This is a genomic window from Spirochaeta cellobiosiphila DSM 17781, from assembly GCF_000426705.1.
GTDB lineage: Bacteria > Spirochaetota > Spirochaetia > DSM-17781 > DSM-17781 > Spirochaeta_E > Spirochaeta_E cellobiosiphila.
In genome coordinates this window covers 577,600-599,523 of record NZ_KE384554.1, presented here as the reverse complement: position 1 = coordinate 599,523, position 21,924 = coordinate 577,600, and the positions used below count along the sequence as shown (strand labels likewise).

The following is a 21,924-nucleotide window of genomic DNA, read 5'->3' as shown; positions in this document are numbered from 1 at the left end:
TTGTAGGAAGAACGGCTGATTTTATGGTAATCGATGCTTCCTACTTTCTGAACCCCTGTTCTATAATAATGACAGAAATGAGGATATTCAGAATAATAATAGGAAGAACGTTAAGTTTTGCTTTAGTCATTACAGTTTATTTAAACGAATATACTGAATTTGTCAACTCTTCTTGACGATATGATGAATGAGTTCCTAGAATGAGGGTTAATGGATAATACAATCTTTGAAGAATTAGTACAGACTATCACTCCTGAAGAACGACAGAATCTTCTTGATGCTTTATCAACCGAAGTAGATTTAAGTGACGAACCTTTGTCTCTGGATACGGATGGTTTCACTGCCGTTGATTTAGAAAAGAGCTTTCAGAGCTTGAATGTAATACATAGGTTTTTTTTGTTTATTAAATCTTTGTTCACTGGCAAAGCCATTGTTGATTTGATGGAGGATCATCTTGTAGCAAAACAAATTGATAAGATCACCAAAGTCAATTCTTCATTAATAGATTTCAGAACAAATCAATTTGATACCCCAATGTTTACACAGATCACTCAACTCGAGGAGAGTTTAGGGGTCTTTAAAGATCCACTTAGATATGCTTTTGAGGTTAATAAAGGCGAGTTTTATGCCTTCCTTGGGAATCATTTTATTCCGGATATTTCTGTCAAGCTCTTAAATGATACCAACCCTTGGACGGTTCGGAAAAACCACCCTGATAAAGATTCAAGGGATATAAAGGCCCTTTGTGAGAATGCACTGGAATCAGCTATGATGAGTATTACCAATAACCAAAAGACGGACCTATATGTTCATGCCCGTGTACTATACCTATTACATAAACTCAGCTCTTTTAATTGGAAGCTTTTGACAGCTCCCTTTTTACTGGGGCATCCTGATTATGTTAGTCCCTGTCCGGTGAGTGAATTAAGAGAGGGGCTGGAGCAAATAGCTGATATTATACAGAGCTTGACTATACCTCCGACGCTAGAGCTTTTGGAGGTATTATTCTTATTCAATAGTCGTGAGAATCTACAAGCGGATGATTCCAAAATAGGGGAATATCTAAAGCTAAAGATCAATTACGCAGAAAAGGCTTTAGGTGTCTTGCGAACTTTTAATAAACAAGTCCCTCTAAGAGATATAATACAGTTCCTCTCAAATAATGTTAATTATAATCCTGAAGAGGTGTCTGGAGGAGAAGATTGGTTTCAGACTTATCGTAAGTTCTGGGAATCAAGGAGCCGTCTTCAGATCCAGGCCTTTATCAAAGCAGAGAATCGTCAAAAAATCATAAAAGAAGCTGCTAATTTTTTGGGCAAGGACAAGATCTCCGTTCTGGAAAATTATAACAAAGATTTTGCTAATCAGGGGATAAGCGGTCGTTACTGTATGACCATGGCCTATCTTAAGGAGTGGTACAGTACTATCATGGTGGAAGAGCTCAATCCCTTATTGAAGAAGATATTAGTCGATGGTGATTTCTATAAAAAAGATAATAGGGCCGAGTTTACAGATAGTTATAATAATCTTTTGCTATTAGGAAGCCTTATTACTGATTTTTCCACATCCCTTGAGCCAGAATATCCCTTTCATCAGCAGTTAATGGGTTTAGTTAACCAAAACTTGAAAGCAGAGGATATGAAAAAAGAGGTTAGTTCTCTTGTTATGGAGGTTGATCTTCAGGCAGAAAATATCATCAAAAAAGCTCTGGATGCTCAAAATGTGATGGTTAAAGTCCTCAAAGGCATTGTCTATGGTGAGCTTGGTGGGAAGTATGACACCTTATCCAATATTAGTCATATCAATTTTGGTGGTAAAGGGAATTTTCGTCAGGTGATTGATGGTTATTTGCGTAAGCTTGAAGTGGGCTTGAAGCATTTAGCCGCACTATATGATACAGAATCGGCGCAATCCTAAAAATAAATACGCATTTTTATACATAATACGAATGAAAATACATCATATTGGATCTGTGTGCATTAATATGCTATTATTCTAACACTCTACTGGCATTTGGCATAAATGTTTTTGATTAAGAGTATTTATATATACTTAACATCCTACAATTATGTGTTGATAATTAATAATGTAGGAACATTTATGTTGTAATTTGAATCGAGTTTTCTTTTATGAATATTCTATAACTTATTATCATATAGATTGTTAGGTGAATATGATGATAATTGGTACGAAAATTGCATTAAAGTAAGCCCTGTCTAATGGTTGGTGGGGATGTATGTATATTTATTTGGGGGTGTGTTATGGCGTTAAAGAGACGTCCTGAGCAACAGGGACTATATCTACCTGAGTTTGAAAAGGATAGTTGTGGTGTTGGGTTTGTTGCTCATATTAAGGGACAGAGAAGTCATCAAATTGTTGCAGATGCCAACACTATTGCTATTAATATGACTCATAGAGGAGCTGTTGGTAGTGAGAAAAACACAGGAGATGGAGCTGGTATTTTAACAGCTTTACCATACGATTTTTTGGAGGCGAAAGCCAAAGCTGATATTGATGTTACTCTCCCTGAAAGGGGGGCTTATGCCGCTGGTATTGTCTTTTTGCCTACCGAAAAGGACAATTTAGAGAAAGTAAAATCAAAATTTGAAGAGATAGCTAAAAAATATGATTTGGACGTATTAGGATGGCGTTTAGTTCCTACAGACAATAGTATGATCGGTCCTAGTGCTTTAGAGTCTGAACCTGCTATTTATCAAGTCTTTGTCAGTTCAAAAGACGGTTTGAAAGAGGATGCTCTTGAGAGACAGTTATTCGTCTTACGAAAAGTAGCCGCCAGGTCTATTAGGGGATTAGAAAATGATCCTCATCATTTCTTTTATATCTGTTCTCTGTCTACAAAAGTTTTAGTTTATAAAGGGATGTTTACTCCTGAGCAGGTTTTTTCCTATTATCCCGATCTGGAAGATCCTTTATTCACTTCTCATTTGGCCCTTGTTCATTCTCGCTTCAGTACAAATACCTTCCCTAGCTGGGATCGGGCTCAGCCTCTACGTTACATGGCCCATAATGGTGAAATCAATACTCTTAAGGGTAATGCCAATAAAATGAAGTCCCGTGAGGGGATGTTAGCTTCTGATTTACTGGGATCGTATATAGAAGATATCAAACCGGTTCATGAACCTGATTTGTCTGACTCTGGATATTTTGACAATGTACTTGAGCTGTTATTGCTATCTGGTCGAACCCTTCCTGAAGCCGTCATGATGATGATTCCTGAAGCATGGCAGAATCACCAGGAAATGAGTGAGGAGAAAAAGGCTTTTTATCAGTATCATTCGGCTTTGATGGAACCTTGGGATGGTCCCGCTTCTATAGCCTTTACGGACGGACATTTTATAGGAGCAACTTTAGATCGGAATGGTTTAAGACCAAGCCGCTTCTATATTACCCATGATGACATTGTTATTATGGCTTCTGAAGTGGGGGTTTTAGATGTAGCACCAGACAGGGTGAAACAGAAAGGACGCTTACAGCCCGGGCGAATGTTCTTAGTTGACTTTGAAGAAGGGCGTATTATCGCAGACGAAGAAATCAAAGATAAGGTGTCTAAAGCAAGACCTTATCAGGCCTGGTTAGATGCACAAAAAATCGAATTAAGTGATTTACCTTGTGATAAAACGGCTATTCCAGAGTTCGAGAATTCCAATTTGAAAGCTCAGCTGAAAACCTTTGGTTACACGACAGAAACTATTAAAACCATACTGCACCCCACCATTGTTAATAACAAAGAACCTCTTGGGTCCATGGGTAACGATGCTCCCTTGGCTGTCTTATCAGATAAGCCAAGAATGCTGTATGATTATTTTAAACAGCTTTTTGCCCAAGTAACCAATCCACCTATTGATTCCATTCGTGAAGAAATTATTATGAGTTTAGAGTGTTTCATTGGTCCTGAACTTAATTTACTAGAATCAACAGAAGCTCATGCTCATCGTCTAAGAATTCCTCATCCTTTATTAACTAATCAACAATTAGCTTCCCTTAAGCAAATGGATTACAGAGGATGGAAGACGAAAATAGTTGATATTACTTATTCAGCCCAAAGTGGTGAGAAGGGACTTTTAGAAGCTTTAGATCGGATTTGTAAAGAATCGGATGCCGCCATTGGGGATGGGTACAGTCTTGTTATACTATCGGATCGCAATTCTGGCAAAGATAGTATTCCCCTTAGTTCTTTGTTGGCTGTGGGTACAGTGCACCATTATTTGGTTAAAAAGTCTAATAGAAATCAGATCGGCTTGGTTATTGAAAGTGGAGAAGCGAGAGAAGTGCATCACTTTTGTATGTTATCCGGCTATGGTGCTGATGCTGTTAATCCTTATCTGGCCTATGAAGCTATGTTTCAGATGAATAGAGATCATCTCTTTGATGAGACCTTAACAGAAGAGGATCTTGTCTATCGCTATAGCAAAGCTATCGCTAAGGGTATGCGTAAAGTCTTTGGTAAAATGGGGATTAGCACTCTCGATTCTTATAAAGGTGCCCAGATTTTTGAAGCTGTGGGCCTTAATTCTGATGTTATAGCACGTTCTTTTGTCGGAACGCCCAGCCGTATCAAAGGAGCTGGATTTGATATCATTGCCCAGGAAGCAGAACGGCGTCATGCTCTAGCTTATCCTGATCGAAATCCTGTTATTGGTTATGAAGATTTGAATCCTGGTGACTTTCAATGGCGCCATGATGAAGAAAAACATATGTGGGATGCTGAATCCATTGCCAGCTTACAACAGGCTGTCAGACAGAATGATAGTAAAGCTTGGGAGCGTTTTAGGGATCGTCAGAATCAAAGATCTCATCAGCAGGCCACTTTAAGAGGATTGTTGAAATTCAAAAAGGATCCTTCTCAATCTATTCCTCTCGATGAGGTGGAACCTGCTACTGAAATAGTAAAACGTTTTGCTACAGGAGCTATGAGTTTTGGCTCTATTAGTAAAGAAGCTCATGAGGCTTTGGCTGTCGCTATGAATCGTTTAGGGGGAAAATCCAACACAGGAGAGGGGGGAGAAGATCCTAAGCGCTTCAAACCACTGGATAATGGTGATTCAAAACGATCCGCTATAAAACAAGTCGCCTCTGGACGATTTGGAGTAACGATTGAGTATCTTAATAATGCTGACGAAATTCAAATTAAGATGGCCCAAGGGGCTAAGCCCGGTGAGGGAGGAGAGCTTCCCGGTCATAAGGTAAATGATGTTATTGCTCAGACTCGTCATTCCACTCCCGGTGTGGGCTTGATCTCTCCTCCACCGCACCATGATATTTATTCTATCGAAGATTTGGCTCAATTAATATTTGACCTAAAGAATGCGAATCCAAAGGCTAGAATCTCTGTTAAGCTCGTTTCTGAAGTAGGTGTTGGTACCATTGCTGCCGGGGTAGCTAAGGGTCATGCAGATCATATTCTGGTATCTGGTCATGATGGAGGTACAGGCGCTGCTGCATTAACCGGTATAAAGAATGCTGGATTACCATGGGAGTTAGGAATAGCCGAGACTCATCAAACCTTAGTTATGAATGACTTAAGAAGTCGTGTCGTGTTACAAACTGATGGACAATGTAAAACCGGAAGGGATGTCGTTATTGCTTCCATTCTGGGAGCGGAAGAGGTTGGTTTTGCTACAATAGCTTTAATATCTCTTGGTTGTATTATGATGAGAAAGTGTCAGCTTAATACTTGTCCTGTTGGAGTAGCTACACAAAATAAGGATCTAAGAGCTCTCTTTAAGGGAAAGCCTGAACATGTTACCAATTTGTTTACTTTTATAGCAGAAGATGTACGTTCCCTCATGGCTGAGCTTGGTGTTAAATCTATGCGTGAGCTTATTGGGAGAGTTGATTTGTTAGAGGCCGATGAGGCTGTAAGAAATTGGAAGTCAGGTGGGGTTGATTTATCGCCTTTACTGTCAGAACCTATTAAAAACGCTCCAAATGTTGGTCATTTTTGCTGTATTAGTCAGGATCATGGCCTTGAAGATGTTCTGGATAGAACACTCATTAAAAAGAGCCAAAAAGCCATTGATCAAGGTGAGTCTGTAGAGTGGGAAGAGCAAATTGTTAATATTAACCGTTCTGTTGGTACGATGCTATCATCCGTAATTGCTCAAAAATACGGTATGTCTGGTTTGAAGGATAGTACCATAAAAGGGAACTTTAACGGATCAGCTGGTCAATCCTTTGGAGCTTGGTTGTCTCATGGGGTTACATTCAGATTGGAAGGTGATGCTAATGACTATGTGGGTAAAGGTTTATCCGGCGGTCGTTTAGCTATTTATCCTCCAAAAGAATCAACTTTCGCTGCCGAGGATAATGTCATTATTGGAAATGTTGCTTTTTATGGTGCCGTTGAAGGTGAGGCTTTTATTAGAGGGCAAGCTGCAGAACGTTTCTGTGTAAGGAATTCTGGTGCCAAGGTTGTCGTTGAAGGTGTTGGCGATCATGGTTGTGAGTATATGACCGGAGGGGTCGCTGTTATCCTTGGTAAGACAGGAAGGAATTTTGGTGCTGGTATGTCTGGTGGTGTTGCTTTTGTCCTGGATACGGATAATCAGTTAGATCACCATTGCAATAAAGAAATGATCGGTCTTGAAGAACCTGATTCTGAAGATTTTATTTTATTAAAACAATTGATTAGTGATCATTTCAAATATACGAATTCTTCTCTGGCTGATGATATTTTGGCTAACTGGGAATTTAGAAAAAAGGATTTTGTTAAGGTTATGCCAATGGAATACAAGAAGGTCTTGATGGCCTCTAGACAAAAGGAGGTTGTTAATGGGTAAGCCAACTGGTTTCTTAGAGTTTGAAAGACAGGGGGTTATTGATCGTAATCCTGTTGAAAGAATTAAAGATTTTAAAGAATTTCATTTGTCCTTGTCTGAAGCCGAACGGCAGAAGCAGGGGGCCAGATGTATGGACTGTGGAGTTCCTTTTTGTCATTCTTCCTATGGTTGTCCCGTTCATAATTTAATTCCTGAATGGAACGACATGATCTTTAAAGGCCAATGGAAGGAAGCGTATATACGGTTAAAAAAGACGAATAACTTTCCTGAGTTTACAGGCCGTGTGTGTCCAGCTCCTTGTGAAAGTGCCTGCGTATTAGGTATCAATAAACCTGCTGTAACTATAAAAGATAATGAAGTAACCATTATAGATCACGCTTGGAGGGAAGGCTGGGTTAGTCCTCGCTTACCTCAAGTAAGAACAGGTAAGAAAGTGGCTGTTGTAGGATCTGGTCCTTCTGGTTTGGCAGCAGCTGATCAGTTAAACCAAGCCGGTCATGAAGTTACCGTATATGAACGTTCTGATAGGATTGGTGGACTTCTCATGTACGGAATTCCTAATATGAAGCTGGACAAGGATGTGGTACAGCGACGTATAGATGTGATGGCTCAGGAAGGTGTTGTTTTCCAGACTAATGTATGTGTCGGTAAAGATAAGGATGCTAATGAATTAGCTAAGGAAAATGATGCTGTACTATTAGCTTGTGGTGCCACAAAGCCAAGAGATCTAGCTGTTCCGGGAAGAGATTTTAGTGGTGTTCATTATGCAATGGATTTTCTGTCTGGTGTCACAAAGAGTTTGTTAGACTCAAAACTTACAGATAATCAATGTATTAATGTAAAAGGGAAGAAGGTTATCGTTATTGGTGGTGGTGATACAGGAAATGACTGTATCGGAACCTCTGTAAGACAAGGGGCGGAACAGGTCATTAACTTTGAATTGATGCCTAAACCTGCTAATGAACGAACAGAGGAGTTTCCCTGGCCCACATATCCCCGTCTATTTAAAGTCGATTATGGTCATGCAGAATCAACAGAGGCCTATGGAAGGGATCCTAGAGAGTATTGTATTCTGACTAAAGAATTTGTTGGGAATGACAAAGGGGAATTAGTCGGATTGAAGACTGTCCGTGTCGCCTGGGAAAAGGCTTCTGATGGTCGTTGGAATATGACAGAAGTAGAAAATTCTGAAGAGTATTGGGAAGCGGATTACGTTTTTCTTGCTCTCGGTTTTGTCGGCCCTGAGGAAAGCATTGTTAAAGATTTGGGTATTGACCAAGATCAGAGAAGCAATGTTAAGGCAGAATATGGTGATTTTCATACTTCAAAAGACAAAATATACGCCTGTGGGGATATGCGCAGAGGGCAATCTTTGGTAGTATGGGCGATCAATGAGGGTCGAGGAGCCGCAAAGATTATTGATAATGATCTTATGGGGAAAACTCTTCTCCCTTAAAGAATTAGACGGCTTGACCCTATTATGATTAATATGGTATACAAGTGTGCTGAAAAATACGACATATTGAGGATGTGAAGCAATGTACGCTCTAGTTGAAATTAAAGGTAAACAGTACAAAGCTGAGAAAGGCGGCCTGATAAAGGTTGACAAATTTGATGCTGAACCTGGAAAAGAGCTTGTTTTTGATTCTGTTCTTCTAGTCGGTGGAGATGATACTAAAGTAGGTAACCCCTTTGTTGCTGGTGTTACTGTTAAAGCGGAAGTAGCAGACCACGGTAAAGACAAGAAAGTCATCGTCTACAAATACAAAAGACGAAAAGGCTACAAGAAGAAACAAGGTCACAGACAGCAATTTTCCATACTTAAAGTACTGGATATCGTAGGCGCGTAAAGTTTTGCTAAGGATAAGTGTGAGGCTGAGCGAGACTCAACGGTTAAAAGCTTTAAAAGCTTCCGGACACGCTGGCTCAGCACCGGTTGGTGAAGACATAGTATGTGCTTCAGCTACTTTTCTTATCCGGACGACTGCGCAATTGTTAGAAGCCCATCCGAAAATTAAAATGGATGGCGAAGCGGTTAGGGAAGGAGAGCTTGAATTTATTATCACTGCTTTCCAACCTGACCTATCAGATTGGCTTAAAGGTGTAACGGATCAATTATTATTTGGTTTGCATAGTCTCTCTGTAGAATTTCCTGATCACTTGAGTTTAGTGGTCTATTAATTTGGAGGAAATAAATGGCTCATAAAAAAGGTGGTGGTTCTACTAAGAACGGCCGAGATTCCGAAAGTAAACGACTTGGTGTTAAAAGATTCGGTGGTCAATTTGTAAAAGCTGGTGAAATCATTATCCGTCAAAGGGGTACTAGAATTCACGCTGGTGAAAATGTTGGTCGTGGAAAAGATGACACTTTATTTGCTCTTGCTGAGGGCACTGTTGTTTTTAAACCTCAAAGAGGCAAGAAGAAAGTACATGTTCAGCCTGCCCAGAATTAGGAGGCTGTTCTGCAAGGTTTCGTAGATGAAACTGTGATTGAAGTCGCCTCCGGTAACGGCGGCTCCGGTGCTGTATCCTTTCGTAGAGAGAAATATGTTGCGAAAGGTGGTCCAGATGGCGGAGACGGTGGTAAAGGAGGCGATGTTGTCTTTCACGTTAAAGAAAATCTTAATACATTGTCACATCTTAAAATTAAGAGAAAACATCAAGCTGAAAATGGTCAGCCCGGAATGGGAAGACGTATGCATGGTCGCGATGGGAATGACATGGTCATCGATGTGCCCCCTGGTACTATTATACGCGATTATGAGACAAAGGAAGTATTAGCTGACCTGAAAGAGGTCGGTAGTCATTTTGTTCTGCTATCAGGTGGTCGCGGCGGTCAAGGAAATTGGCATTTCCGAAGTTCGAAGAGACAGGTTCCTCGATTTGCACAACCAGGTGTTGATGGTATAGAAAAGACTATCGTAATTGAGTTGAACTTAATAGCTGATATTGGATTTGTTGGTTTCCCGAATGCAGGGAAGTCAAGCTTGTTGAAAAACTTAACAAATGCTCACCCTCAAGTGGCTGCTTATGCTTTTACAACGAAGATTCCTAATTTAGGTATGCTCTATGTTCATGGAAAGGATGTTGTTTTAGCAGATATTCCCGGTATTATTGAAGGAGCTTCTTCCGGAGTCGGTTTAGGTTTCAGATTTCTGAAGCATATAGCAAGGACAAGGGGTTTGGCTTTTATGTTGGATATAAGTGATGAAAATTATCTGACTGTTTTTGATACACTGTTAAGTGAGTTAAAGAAATATGCCCCTGAACTGATAGAAAAGCCCAGAATTATATTGGCGAATAAGATTGAGCTTGAAGGTTTTAAAGATCGTCTTGTTGATTTAAAGGACAAATATCCTGAAGAACAAATTATAGGCATGTCGAATTATTCCAAGGAAGGTATCGAACAGGTTAAACAAGCCTTTTATGATTTGTCGGAGGCTTAATGAGAACTGTTATTTTAGGTGGAACTTTTAACCCCATTCATAATGGACATATAAATTTAGCTATTGATGCTATAAATCAGCTAGGGTACGAGAGAGTTATCTTTGTACCCAGCCATACTCCTGCACATAAAACTATTAAAGAAGATATATCTCCCAATAAGCGTTTTGAAATGGTAGAAGTAGCAATTGAGCCTTATACAAACTTTTTTGCAGATAGATGTGAAATCTTGCGGACAGGTGTAAGTTATTCAATTGATACGGTGGATTGCGTTTATGGGAAATATAGTTGTACTGGTAAGGCGGGGTTGATTATCGGGGATGATCTAGTCCCTGGTTTTTCTAAGTGGAAGGATGCTGAAGAATTGAGTAGCCGTGTGGATCTAGTAATTGCACATCGTTCTACTACGGAGCAATTGCCTCTTGATTACCCTCATACCTATTTGGATAATTCTATATGGAAAGTGTCATCCTCAGAAATACGTGATAAGTATAGAAGGGGAGAAGATATTACATCTTTAGTTCCTACTAGTGTTTTAACCTTTATCCATAATGAAGGACTCTATCAGATTCATGAAGACAAAGAAGCAAATTAAGACTTATTTAAAAGAGAATTTGAGTAAAAAAAGAAGGAAGCATAGCAAGAGAACTGCAAAATGTGCGAAGAACTTGGCTATTCACTATGGAATCAGTAAAAAGAAATCATATATGGCCGGATTAGCCCATGATATTGCACGTGAGCTGGATGATGATGAGTTATTTTCACTAGTTCGAAAGGATGGCCTTCCTCTGCATGGTTATGAGAGAAATAATCCTGTTTTACTTCATGGTAGAGCTGGTGCCGTCATTCTTGAGAAGAGATTCAAAATTAAAAACTCTATTATTCTTAATGCTGTCAGATGGCATACCCTAGGACGATCAGGTATGTCAGATGTTGGTAAAATACTATTTATAGCAGATTTTATTGAGCCTGGACGACAATATATTGATGATGGCTTTAGAGATATGGTCCTGGAAAAAACTTTGAATGAGGCGGTTTTGACTGTTATAGAGCAATCTCGCTTGTTGTTTCCTGATAGAATCAAAGAGATAGACGAAGAAATTGATGAGTGGATTAGGGAGTTGAAGCAATATAATGAATAGAGATACAAGTAAAACCCTTGTTTTGTTTGGATTGATGCTAATTGTTATACTTGTAGCAGGAGTATTTTTCTATTTGCAACTACGAAGTGATAAGATAACCGATCTTATTAATAAGAAAGGTAAGTTATCTTTTCTCGTTGTAGTTCATGATGGTGATAAACAGATAGAAACAGAATATGTTCTAATGGATACAAATACGGACAAGATGGGATTCTTGGATATACCAGGTAATACAGGTACCATTATTAAAGAAACGAATAAAGTAGACCGGATTGATTCTGTATTCAATGTTAAATCTCCTGATAAATATAAAAAATATGTAGAAGACTTAATTGGTGACAAAATTGATTTTGTCTTTTCTATAAATATTGATGATTTATCTACAGCTGTTAATTTGATAGATGGTGTTGATCTCTTTATTGCCAATCCTGTCGAAAAAATTAATGAAGACAAAATATTACTGTTGCCTTCTGGAAGTGTTTTGTTGGATGGTAGTAAGAGTGTTGATTATTTATCATATCATGAAGAAGGGGAGCCTGAAGTAGACAGGGTAGGAAGACGGCAGAAATTTTTAGAGTCCTATTACAAAAAAATGAACGTGAAAAGTGAATTTTTGTTGCAGCCTGAAGTGTTCAGCGTTTTCTACAAATTATGGGACACTAAACTTGATAAGAAATCCTTTATGGAGTGGTTAAAGGTTGCTACTCGAATGGATGTTGATAGAGTTGTTCAACAGCGGGTTCTGGGGGTAACTAAAGTAGTGGATGGGCAGGAACTATTATTTCCTCACTATGATTCCAGGTTAATTAAGGAAACTGTTGAAAAGCTAAGTGACACCTTGTCTAACATTCAAGCTGTAATGAATGAAGATTTTAAGGTCAGTGTTGAAATCCTGAATGGTACTAGTCGAAACGGCTTAGCAAGTAGAACAGCTCAAATATTTCAAAGTTTTGGTATTGAAGTAAATGGTGTGAAAAATGCTGATCAGAATAATTATGAAAATACTGTTATACTTGACCATAGAGGAAATTCTGCTGCAGCAGAAAGAGTGGCTAAGATTATTCAGTGTGATCGTATTCAAACCACACCAGACGATGATGGGACTACTGCAGATATTACAATAATATTAGGAAGGGATTTTGATGGAAGATATGTTAAATAAAACTGAAGTACTGGAGATAAGTAAGGGGATTGCCTTATTTTTAGATGATAACAAAGCCGAAGACATCGTGACACTTGATGTTTCAGGTAAATGTAGCTGGGCAGATATTTTTATAGTTGCTTCTGTTAATAGTCAGGGACAGTTAAGAGGGTTAGTTGATTTACTTAATCAGTATTTTAAAAAGAATAACATTAAGACAAATACAGCCCTAAGAAAGCTTGATATTACAGATTGGGTATTACTAGATTGTGATCCCATTATCATTCATTTAATGGAAAAGAAAACTCGTCAATTTTATGAAATAGAAAACCTATGGTTTGAGGCAGAAAGGCTTTAATCTTTGATTAAAGCCTTCTTTATTGAAGACTTACCTACTCGTCGAAATCATCATAATCAATCTCATCATCGAACTCTACACCTGAAAAGTCTTCGTCATCATCTTCATCGTAGTCAGAATCAAGATCTTCGTCAAAATCATCTTGATACTCATCATCATAATCAGCTTCACTGATTGCGTCATCAAAATCATTCAATTCATTGTCGTAATCGTCAAAGCCGTCATCGAAGAAGTCATCATCTCTTTCCAACTTCCTATCCTCTTGCTATATATAGATAATCACAATCTATTCAGAAGAAAACGTCCTGTCAACAGAAAATATACGGTTTAGTTTTTAAGATTAACCTGAATTCGTGCTGTACCAAAATCTCCTTTGATGTAAATAGGTTTAAAGGCTTTATTCCCACTTGTGTTAATACTTACATCGCTACCTTTGATGATGGTTGGAGGAGAAATGTTGCAATCAATGTTGTGTTTGCTTAATAAGGTACACCATTGTCCCGAAAGCTGATTAATGATTTCGCCCAAAGTACCTTTATGAAAGTCAGTAAAGCCATCTCCGCTTTCCACAGGCACATTAAAAGCTTCAGAAAACATGATAACTAATTTTTTCGCATCCTCTACTGATAGGTATAGATATAAAAAGCCGTGATGATCTCCAGTCACTCCTATGGTACAAACAAGGTTGTATACAGGTTTTGTAAAAAGTTGAAAACTCCGCAGTTTGTGGTCAATTCCCGCTTCTGAGAATAAATTATTAAGTGACTGTTTAAGCAATTTGTTGATTAGTTTGTTCATAAGTGAAGTATAGTTTTTGTAAAATATTAATGTCAAATAAAAGTTTAGCAAAAAAAATGAGAATACCATTTGACATGAAAACAAATATTAGTATAATAGCCCTCGATGTGAGTGAGAGCAAAAAAAAGCTTTCCCTACTGGTTAAAAACTTGCAACCTGCCATTGGGTGTTGTAGTATAGAGACTGTACGTCTTTTTGCATCTATGGAGGGAGTTTACCATGCAGATCACTGACATCAGAATTCGAAGAGTTACGGCTGAAGGTAAGTTGAAAGCTTATGTAACAGTAACTTTTGATGAATCGTTTGTTGTTCACAACGTTAAAATTATTGAAGGTGAAAGTGGTACTTTCATTGCTATGCCTTCAAGAAGAACAAAAAGCGGAGAGTATAAGGATGTTGCCCATCCTATTAATACAGATTTCCGTACATTGCTTCAGGAAGCAATTCTTTCTGCTTATGAAAAAGGAGAGGGGGAGGATTCTTATGAAGCTGTCGACTGAATAGTAGACTGTTTACAGTCTTAATATAATGGGGTATGGCCAAGTGGTAAGGCACCGGTTTTTGGTACCGGCATTCGTAGGTTCGAATCCTGCTACCCCAGTCATTTTAAATATAGATGGTATAACTTAAGGAGTTTTGGATGGAGCAGAAAACCCTTGCTTACGAAATTAGAGAAGAGTTGACAAAGGGGGCTGCCCGAAGATTAAGAGCTGCTGGTCAAATCCCTGCTGTCGTATATGGTGTTGGTACACCTTCAAGTATAGCTGTCAATGCTAAGGAATTTGATAAAAACTTTGCGACTATATCTGAGTCAACTATTATTACTCTCCAAGGAAAAGAAGAGAAAACTGTATTAGTAAAAGACTATCAGGAAGATGTTCTTAAGGGAGTCATCACTCACCTTGATTTTTATGAAATTCAGAAAGGTAAGAAATTAAATACTCACGTTAGTATTCACGTGACTGGTAATCCTGTAGGTGTAAGAGAAGGTGGTTTATTAGACCATGCTTTACATGAGATTGAAATCGAGTGTTTACCAAAAGACTTACCTGAGCAAATAAGTATTAACATAGAAGGTTTAAATATTGGAGATGCAGTGCATGTTTCTGATATAGCAATTCCTGAAGGTGTTAAGATTCTTACAAACAGTGATTCTGTAGTTGCTTCAATTACAGGTAAGGTTGCTGATGCTGCTGTTGATCAACCAGAAGTGGCTGAAGAAACGGAAGTTGAATAATAAGTTCTTATTTGTTGGATTAGGTAATCCTGGTTCGCAATATGATCAAACTCGACATAATGTTGGATTTATGATGTTAGACCGTATTTCAAGTAAATACGGTCTTTTGTTTAAAAAGCCAATGTTCAGATCTTATCTCATTAGTCATTTGTATTTAAATAATAGTGAATATATTCTAGTAAAACCTCTAACCTACATGAACAAGAGTGGAGAGGTCCTGCCTTATTTATTGAATAGATATGATATTTCTTTGAAAAACACTTTTGTTTTTATAGATAATATGGATCTCCCTGTAGGACGTTGTAAATTGAAACGCAGTGGTGGGAATGCCGGTCATAATGGTTTGAAATCTATTTTGGCCTCTGTAGAGGATGAGCATTTTAACCGTATTTATATCGGTGTTGGTAGGCCCACTCAGGGTGTTTCCGTTGTAGATCATGTCTTAGGTCAATTTGATGACTCTAGTCTCAGTATTATAGAGAAAACCTTCGAAGCTCTCGAAAATCCTATATTAAGCTTAGGTGAACAAAATATAACTCAGGTATTAGAAGGTATTAACCGTATCAATGTTAAATGATGATCTAGTTTTGTTCTGTAGGCATCATGATCTTTTTGATAAAGGTATCTGGATCGCCTTTTCTGGTGGCAAGGATAGTGTTTACCTGGCTTTGGCTGTCTATAATTCTTCTTTGAAGGATAATTTGAAAGGACTTATTTATATAAAACATAATCTACGAGATAGCTCTGAGAGTGATAAAGAAGAAGCTTTTGTAGAGTCCTTTTCCGGTCAATATGGTCTTGTTCTTAAGAAGCTCGTATGTGAACCCGGTTACATAGAAGATTATGCTTCTGAACGTAATCTTAGTATTGAAATGGCAGCAAGAAAAATAAGATATACCTATTTTGAAGAGACACTGGCTAAGAATGATGTAATATTTACGGCTCATCATAAAGACGATCTAATTGAGCTCTATATGATGAGGTTTATTAGTGGATCAGGTCTCAATGGTTTTCATGGAATACCAGAGGAAAGACATCCCTATTACAGGCCTCTTTTGAATACCTCAACATTCGATATCATAGATTACCTGAAAAAAAACGGTATTAGTTATATAACAGATTATACTAATAAAGAAAATGATTATTCACGCAACAAGATTCGTAATTTAATTTTGCCTGTAATTAAGAATAGTTTTCCCCAATTTGAATCCCATTTATTATCGACAGTACAAGATATACAAGACGCCCTTTATACTTTGTCGCAATTAACTTTACTTTCATGGACAAAGACTGATCACGGGTATTATGTGATGACGAAGGATTTTGAATCTATGACTCCTTATATGAGAAGAGCTTCCCTCTATCAGATTTTTGACAAAACTCAAATTGGTTCTGATGCTTTTATTAGTCGTAGGCAAATGAGTAAATTATCCTATAGTAAAAAGTTACCTAGAGGTATCATTCTGAAAACAGATAACTACCAATGTGTGAATAATGGGGATAGACTTTTTTGGATTACTAATGTTGTAAATCTAAAAAAAAATGAGTATCTTATACAAACTGAACTGGATAAGTGGTATATCTGCGGAGAATTTGTAATAAAAATAACCCGGGAAGAGGGGGCCCATGGTCCTGTCTTTTTAGATATAAACACTTCCTATATACGAACATATTTACCTTCAGATTCTTTTATCAACGAAGGAAGTTTGATTTCAATCAAAAAAATTGTTCGAAAAAAAGGCTTTAATACCAATGATTGTCTGATCTTAGGTGATTATCTGGGTATTAAAGCTGTATTACTTCCTTCTGGTGAACTATTAACAACAGATAACCAGCTTGGGAGTAGGATTTATATTGGTATTAAAAGAGGATAAGTATGTCTGAGAACAATGAGGACAAAAACAAGGACAAAGGCCCAATTAGTTTTAATTTTAAAAATAATCGCTTTGCTTTTGTTTTATTGATGATAATAAGTTTGTCCTTCCTTGCTTTATTTTTATTTGGTAATCCTTCGCCTGTAAGAGAATTGGAATACTCTGCATTTTTGGAATATTTGGATCAGGGCAAAGTAAAAGAAGTACGTATTGTGAATGATTCCATTGTTTATGAGTTATCAGGATCAATCATTTCAGAATCTGGTACGGCAGTTGATTTTAAAACTATATTACCATACCCGGATTCAACACTACTACAAAAGTTGGAAGATCATGATGTCAGGGTTAGTGGAAAACGCCCTAATGTCTCTTTCTTCAGTATTTTGATTCAATCTTTTCCTTGGATATTTGCTGTTGTAATCATCTTCTTTATGTACAGACAAGTACAGGGGGGTGGTAATAAAGCCTTTAGTTTCGGTAAGAGCAAAGCAAAGAAGTATACTGAAACAACAAAGAAGATAACATTTGCCGATGTAGCTGGACAAAACGAGGCCAAGGAAGAATTATCAGAAGTGGTTGAGTTTTTGAAAAATCCCTTACGATTTACAAACATTGGTGCCAAAATACCCAAAGGAGTTCTTCTTGTCGGTATGCCTGGAACAGGGAAGACGCTTCTTGCTAGAGCAATAGCGGGAGAAGCCGGAGTTAACTATTTCCACATGTCAGGATCTGATTTTGTAGAAATGTTTGTCGGAGTTGGGGCCAGTCGTGTGAGAGACTTGTTTGAACAAGGACGCAAAAATTCTCCCTGTATCATATTCATCGATGAATTAGATGCCGTTGGTAGAACTCGTGGTGCTGGATATGGGGGGGGTCATGATGAACGTGAACAGACCCTTAATCAGATGTTAGTTGAAATGGATGGCTTTGAGTCTAAGGACGGTGTAATAATAATAGCCGCCACTAATAGACCTGATGTTCTCGATCCTGCCCTATTACGTCCAGGACGTTTTGATAGACAAGTTGTAGTCGACATGCCTGATGTAAAAGAAAGACAAGCTATATTAACCATTCATAGCAATAAGATAAAAATGGGTACTGATATAGATCTAGAACGTATTGCCAGAGCGACTCCTGGTTCTAGTGGTGCTGATATTGCCAACTTAGTTAATGAGGCTGCCCTATTTGCTGCCAGAAAAGGCAAGGTTGCCGTTGAAATGGATGACTTTGAAGAAGCTAGAGACAAACTATTAATGGGTGTAGCCCGAACTTCGCGAGTCATCAATCCTAAGGATAAGCTGGCTACTTCCTACCACGAAGCAGGTCATGCTTTGCTTCACTACTACTTAGAATTTGCTGATCCTTTACATAAAGTAACAGTTGTCCCAAGGGGTAGAGCTTTAGGTGTTGCTATGTCATTACCTGAAGAGGATAAATATAGTCGAGATTCTGGATGGCTATTAGACAGGATAAAAATCGCTTATGGTGGTTATGCTGCAGAAAAGATTGTATACGGTCGAACAAGTACAGGTGTTCAAAATGATCTGGAACAGGCTACAGGTATGGCTCGCCGTATGGTGTGTGAATGGGGTATGAGTGAAAATCTCGGTCCTGTTGCCTATGGTCAGAAAGAAGAACCCATTTTTATTGGAAAAGAAATAGCACAACATAAAGATTATTCCGATGTAACTGCCGATAAAATAGATGGAGAGATAAAGAGTATTTTATCTAATTGTCTAAATGAAGTTATGACGTTATTAACTGAGAATAGGGATAAGTTGGATAAATTAGCGGATGCTTTGGTTCATCGAGAGACTCTAGATGATAAAGAAGTACGAGAACTTCTCCAAATAGAACCTTTTTCGGAGAGTAGAGTTGATAAAGAAGTGTCTTCAAACAAGGAAGAATCTTAATATTGTACTTTTGTTGTTAATCTCTTGTTCAGTTTTTGGAATTGATCAAGAGATTAGTCAAACGTACTTTGAACAAAGCTACAGAATGTATCAAGAAGGGAATCTCCTAGAATCCCAAAATCTATTAGATAAATCATTGGATTTTGGGAGCTCAGGGGATTCTATAGCTTTACAAGCTCAACTAGACCTCAGTGGTAATGATGAAATATCAGCAGAGGAAAATCTCAAAGAAAGTTTAAAATTAAAAGATAGAGACTATTATACAGATGATGTTCTGTACGATAGCCTAATCCCTCTTCTTATAAAACATAAGAAATATGATGAAGCTCTAGGTTATTATGAAGATGTAGAAAGCATTATTTATAAGGATTCGAAATGGATCAAGTGGATAATTGATATTTACATTGGCCAGGATAGACGCAATAAAGCTCTTTATTGGGCGAATGAGGGAGACAATTTATATCCCGATGATTTTGATTTCATCAAGAAAATATTTTTTCTAGGACATGGTGACAGGAATTTAGTAGAAATGGTCCTAAAACGTAGCAAACTACTAAATATTGATAAGGATCCTATCCTTAAGGAAATACTCTATTCTAATACTAATAAACGCATAGCCAATGTGATCAATGATCATCTTAGTGATAATGACTATGATAAAAAAAGTAGTCAGTTGTTATATCAAGGTGTTATTAACTGGGACACTTTCTTAAGTCTTAGTGATGATATTCAGTTGAGTTGGCTAATTCCCTATTACAATAATAGTAGTGCCTCACAAAAAGATCTTATTGAACAATATTTAGACAGTAAAGACGTATTGTATCTTGATTGGAACAATGATGGATGGAATGAAACAAGCTGGACAAAGGAAAATGATCAGTGGATTCAGAGGGTGGATAAGGATCAAGATGGGATCACTGATATCGAAGTGCTTTGGGAGAATGGATATCCCAGAGAGATTAAGAATTCTATAAATAAGTCATATATTCATTATTATGAATATCCTTTTGTTAATGAAGCCTACATCGTAACCTCTATGGGGAATCGTAACTTTTATTATAACAAAGGTGATAAGTTTTATTACCAAACCTGGATTTCTTCGGGGCCTGTCTATTTTAATAAAGCTGTAGCCATAGAATCTCCAGATGATGATTGGCTTTATGATAGTGTGAACGATATCAGACAGTTTGATGATACGAATAATGAGCGTTATCATTGGAAAGTATTTCATAATCAATATTTATGGCTTCATGAGAATGGGAATGAACTGAATAAGATTTTTTACTATAAAAATGGGAAAGTCTTAGTGGCTGAAACAAAATTTACAGGTTTAGATAATCCTGATTTGGTGTCATTATATAAGGATGACAAACTGTCCGAAATATACTTTGATGCTGATGAGGATGGTCTAGTTGATTATATGGAAAATTGGGATGTAAGAGTTCTTAAAAGCTGGTATCCTAATGGAACTACAAACATAGACAAAATAAAGGTTGAACATCTTGAATAGAATATTACTAGCGTTCATTATAAGTAGCTTATTTTTATCCTGTCAGACTAATTCTGAAGTAGAAGTTTATTCTGATATAGATTGGAATGATAAAATTGTAGCCTATAATCAGGAAGGTGATTATTTACATTCCATTCAGATTTATGAATACCTAACCTCCATCGGTACAAATGTGAATCATGATTTGTATGAGGATGCTTTAAGCGGACTTACCACTTTGAGCCAGGAAGAGGTAACAGATGTTAATCATGATAAAATATACAATGCTCTTAATGCCTTAATTGTTCTTGATTTAGCAACTCAGACTACGAGAGATAAGCTCTTTCAAATGGAATATAATGATGCTCTTAAAATATCTGAAAAGGGTAACAGGGCAGATGTCATCTACGAATTAAGAAAATTCCTGGATAAATACAGAAATCGTTCTCAAAGCGACGTAGAAGCTGTTCGTACCAAATTAGAGGATATGGATAATGATCTGGAAGAATATAAACAAACTCCTGCTTCTCTGCTTAAGGGGGTTGTCACTATATGGGTTAACAGGGGAATCAGAATAGAGAATGGAGTTGGTCTCGCTGACAGAGTTATTGGTAGTGGATTTTTTATAGATGAACAAGGCTATTTAATCACGAATCATCATGTAATTAGTAGTGAAGTGGATCCTGGTTATGAAGGATATAGTCGATTGTACATAAGACTTCCTAATTCTAAAGGAGAAAAAATTCCTGCTAAAGTGATTGGTTATGACTCTGATATGGATATTGCCTTGTTAAAAGCTGAAATAACCCCTGATGCCGTTTTTAAACCACATTACGGAACAGAGTACCTACCAGGTGATGAGATCTATGCCCTGGGTTCTCCTGGTGGATTAGAGAGTACCCTTACCAAAGGAATAGTCTCAGCAGCCAATAGAAGATTTATGCCTATAGGTGATGCCTTACAAGTAGATGTTCCTATTAATCCTGGAAATAGTGGTGGTCCTGTTATTGATAAGGAAGGAAAGCTTGTTGGTGTTGTTTTTGCCGGTATAGAATCTTTTGAAGGAATTAACTTCTCTATACCTTATCACTGGGTAGCACAAAATCTACCAAAGTTATATGAGGGGGGTAAGGTCAGTCATCCCTGGCTAGGCGTGAGTCTTGAAGAGGTTAATTCCGGATTGTCTGTCAGTTATGTATTTCCTGGAAGTCCTGTCTCCCAAAGTTCTCTAAAACAGAGGGATGTTATTAAGAGTCTTAATGGTTTTCCCGTAGATAGTGTAAGTGACGCTCAGAATATTTTACTCGATTTAAAACCAGGAAGTCTTGTTAATATTGAATACGAGCGAGATGATGTGAGCTATGTTGTCCCTGTTGTAACGGGAGAACGGGGTGAGCAACCATCCAAAGAGGCCATCAAGAAAGATACAGAAGGGAATTTGTTAAGCCCCTTCTTTGGTATTCAAGCCACACAAACTTCGGATACCTGGCTGAAAAAAGAATATTTGGTACAACATGTCTTCACCGGTTCTGTTGGGGATGAATTGGGTTTATCAGCCAATGATCCCATTAGAATCAAAGGATGGGAAGTTATTGAAGATCAGGATGTACTAGTAGTCTCATTAGTTCTCAAAAAAAGGAAAGCTGGATTTGTACAATCAGCAATTCAATTGGCAGCCGGTTTAGACCTGACGAATTTGATTTAATTGATTTTAAATAGTACATAAA

General features: G+C 37.7%; 20 protein-coding genes and 1 tRNA gene. 19 read left to right on the top strand and 2 right to left on the bottom strand.

The window, feature by feature from the left end:
- The first annotated feature begins 210 nt into the window (after positions 1–210).
- The 11 genes from K345_RS0109590 (at position 211) to rsfS (ending at position 12,885) form a co-directional block, all read left to right on the top strand.
- A complete protein-coding gene (locus tag K345_RS0109590) occupies positions 211–1,917 on the top strand; it encodes a DUF5312 family protein (protein WP_028973965.1) in 1,707 nt (568 codons plus the stop codon).
- Between the two features lie 344 nt (positions 1,918–2,261).
- Positions 2,262–6,800 carry a glutamate synthase large subunit gene (gene gltB / locus K345_RS0109585; RefSeq protein ID WP_028973964.1) on the top strand — a complete coding sequence of 1,513 codons (4,539 nt, stop codon included), beginning with the start codon at positions 2,262–2,264 and terminating at the stop codon, positions 6,798–6,800.
- A complete protein-coding gene (locus tag K345_RS0109580; protein WP_028973963.1) occupies positions 6,793–8,256 on the top strand; it encodes a glutamate synthase subunit beta in 1,464 nt (487 codons plus the stop codon). The genes gltB and K345_RS0109580 overlap by 8 nt, the downstream gene beginning before the upstream one ends.
- Before the next feature lie 82 nt (positions 8,257–8,338).
- On the top strand, positions 8,339–8,650 hold the full coding sequence (gene rplU, locus K345_RS0109575) for a 50S ribosomal protein L21 (protein WP_028973962.1): 312 nt from the start codon (positions 8,339–8,341) through the stop codon (positions 8,648–8,650).
- Positions 8,651–8,669: 19 nt separating this feature from the next.
- Complete coding sequence (locus K345_RS0109570) at positions 8,670–8,981, top strand: ribosomal-processing cysteine protease Prp (RefSeq protein WP_028973961.1); 312 nt, start codon at positions 8,670–8,672, stop codon at positions 8,979–8,981.
- Between the two features lie 14 nt (positions 8,982–8,995).
- A complete protein-coding gene (rpmA, locus tag K345_RS0109565; protein ID WP_028973960.1) occupies positions 8,996–9,253 on the top strand; it encodes a 50S ribosomal protein L27 in 258 nt (85 codons plus the stop codon).
- A 9-nt stretch (positions 9,254–9,262) separates the two neighbouring features.
- Entirely contained in the window at positions 9,263–10,246 is a 984-nt protein-coding gene (obgE, locus tag K345_RS0109560) for a GTPase ObgE (RefSeq protein WP_028973959.1), read from the top strand.
- Positions 10,246–10,839 carry a nicotinate (nicotinamide) nucleotide adenylyltransferase gene (gene nadD / locus K345_RS0109555; RefSeq protein WP_028973958.1) on the top strand — a complete coding sequence of 198 codons (594 nt, stop codon included), beginning with the start codon at positions 10,246–10,248 and terminating at the stop codon, positions 10,837–10,839. Before obgE ends, nadD begins: the two co-directional genes overlap by 1 nt.
- A complete protein-coding gene (gene yqeK, locus K345_RS20550; RefSeq protein ID WP_053228191.1) occupies positions 10,817–11,386 on the top strand; it encodes a bis(5'-nucleosyl)-tetraphosphatase (symmetrical) YqeK in 570 nt (189 codons plus the stop codon). Before nadD ends, yqeK begins: the two co-directional genes overlap by 23 nt.
- Positions 11,379–12,548: an LCP family protein gene (locus K345_RS0109545; RefSeq protein ID WP_028973957.1), complete on the top strand. Its 1,170-nt coding sequence runs from the start codon at positions 11,379–11,381 to the stop codon at positions 12,546–12,548. The genes yqeK and K345_RS0109545 overlap by 8 nt, the downstream gene beginning before the upstream one ends.
- Positions 12,529–12,885, top strand: coding sequence for a ribosome silencing factor (rsfS, locus tag K345_RS0109540; protein ID WP_028973956.1), 357 nt, complete (start codon positions 12,529–12,531; stop codon positions 12,883–12,885). The genes K345_RS0109545 and rsfS overlap by 20 nt, the downstream gene beginning before the upstream one ends.
- A 34-nt stretch (positions 12,886–12,919) precedes the next feature.
- Here rsfS and K345_RS20545 read toward each other — a convergent pair whose 3' ends face one another.
- Entirely contained in the window at positions 12,920–13,135 is a 216-nt protein-coding gene (locus K345_RS20545) for a hypothetical protein (protein ID WP_053228190.1), read from the bottom strand.
- Between the two features lie 77 nt (positions 13,136–13,212).
- Entirely contained in the window at positions 13,213–13,683 is a 471-nt protein-coding gene (locus K345_RS22925; RefSeq protein WP_169714795.1) for a chemotaxis protein CheX, read from the bottom strand.
- 219 nt (positions 13,684–13,902) lie between these two features.
- Here K345_RS22925 and spoVG point away from each other — a divergent pair, with 219 nt between their 5' ends.
- From spoVG to K345_RS20525, 8 genes are all read left to right on the top strand, one after another.
- Positions 13,903–14,184, top strand: a complete 282-nt coding sequence (spoVG, locus tag K345_RS0109520; RefSeq protein ID WP_028973955.1) for a septation regulator SpoVG — start codon at positions 13,903–13,905, stop codon at positions 14,182–14,184.
- Positions 14,185–14,213: 29 nt separating this feature from the next.
- Positions 14,214–14,285, top strand: a tRNA-Gln gene (locus K345_RS0109515).
- A 39-nt stretch (positions 14,286–14,324) separates the two neighbouring features.
- Positions 14,325–14,921, top strand: a complete 597-nt coding sequence (locus K345_RS0109510) for a 50S ribosomal protein L25 (protein WP_028973954.1) — start codon at positions 14,325–14,327, stop codon at positions 14,919–14,921.
- Complete coding sequence (pth, locus tag K345_RS0109505) at positions 14,914–15,498, top strand: aminoacyl-tRNA hydrolase (RefSeq protein WP_037571705.1); 585 nt, start codon at positions 14,914–14,916, stop codon at positions 15,496–15,498. Before K345_RS0109510 ends, pth begins: the two co-directional genes overlap by 8 nt.
- Complete coding sequence (gene tilS / locus K345_RS22345; protein ID WP_028973952.1) at positions 15,488–16,795, top strand: tRNA lysidine(34) synthetase TilS; 1,308 nt, start codon at positions 15,488–15,490, stop codon at positions 16,793–16,795. The genes pth and tilS overlap by 11 nt, the downstream gene beginning before the upstream one ends.
- A gap of 2 nt (positions 16,796–16,797) precedes the next feature.
- A complete protein-coding gene (ftsH, locus tag K345_RS20530; protein ID WP_053228188.1) occupies positions 16,798–18,708 on the top strand; it encodes an ATP-dependent zinc metalloprotease FtsH in 1,911 nt (636 codons plus the stop codon).
- Positions 18,671–20,218 (top strand): tetratricopeptide repeat protein, encoded by a 1,548-nt coding sequence (locus K345_RS0109490; RefSeq protein ID WP_028973951.1) that lies wholly within the window; start codon positions 18,671–18,673, stop codon positions 20,216–20,218. The genes ftsH and K345_RS0109490 overlap by 38 nt, the downstream gene beginning before the upstream one ends.
- A complete protein-coding gene (locus K345_RS20525) occupies positions 20,211–21,902 on the top strand; it encodes a S1C family serine protease (RefSeq protein WP_053228187.1) in 1,692 nt (563 codons plus the stop codon). Before K345_RS0109490 ends, K345_RS20525 begins: the two co-directional genes overlap by 8 nt.
- Positions 21,903–21,924: the final 22 nt, after the last annotated feature.

Excerpts from the sequence above, each read along its gene's own strand:
- tilS (WP_028973952.1), top strand. The coding sequence starts at position 15,488 with ATGTTAAATGATGATCTAGTTTTGTTCTGTAGGCATCATGATCTTTTT.
- gltB (WP_028973964.1), top strand. The coding sequence starts at position 2,262 with ATGGCGTTAAAGAGACGTCCTGAGCAACAGGGACTATATCTACCTGAG.
- rplU (WP_028973962.1), top strand. The coding sequence starts at position 8,339 with ATGTACGCTCTAGTTGAAATTAAAGGTAAACAGTACAAAGCTGAGAAA.
- K345_RS0109580 (WP_028973963.1), top strand. The coding sequence starts at position 6,793 with ATGGGTAAGCCAACTGGTTTCTTAGAGTTTGAAAGACAGGGGGTTATT.
- rpmA (WP_028973960.1), top strand. The coding sequence starts at position 8,996 with ATGGCTCATAAAAAAGGTGGTGGTTCTACTAAGAACGGCCGAGATTCC.
- yqeK (WP_053228191.1), top strand. The coding sequence starts at position 10,817 with ATGAAGACAAAGAAGCAAATTAAGACTTATTTAAAAGAGAATTTGAGT.
- nadD (WP_028973958.1), top strand. The coding sequence starts at position 10,246 with ATGAGAACTGTTATTTTAGGTGGAACTTTTAACCCCATTCATAATGGA.
- K345_RS0109510 (WP_028973954.1), top strand. The coding sequence starts at position 14,325 with ATGGAGCAGAAAACCCTTGCTTACGAAATTAGAGAAGAGTTGACAAAG.
- rsfS (WP_028973956.1), top strand. The coding sequence starts at position 12,529 with ATGGAAGATATGTTAAATAAAACTGAAGTACTGGAGATAAGTAAGGGG.
- K345_RS0109545 (WP_028973957.1), top strand. The coding sequence starts at position 11,379 with ATGAATAGAGATACAAGTAAAACCCTTGTTTTGTTTGGATTGATGCTA.
- K345_RS22925 (WP_169714795.1), bottom strand. The coding sequence starts at position 13,683 with ATGAACAAACTAATCAACAAATTGCTTAAACAGTCACTTAATAATTTA.
- K345_RS0109590 (WP_028973965.1), top strand. The coding sequence starts at position 211 with ATGGATAATACAATCTTTGAAGAATTAGTACAGACTATCACTCCTGAA.
- ftsH (WP_053228188.1), top strand. The coding sequence starts at position 16,798 with ATGTCTGAGAACAATGAGGACAAAAACAAGGACAAAGGCCCAATTAGT.
- spoVG (WP_028973955.1), top strand. The coding sequence starts at position 13,903 with ATGCAGATCACTGACATCAGAATTCGAAGAGTTACGGCTGAAGGTAAG.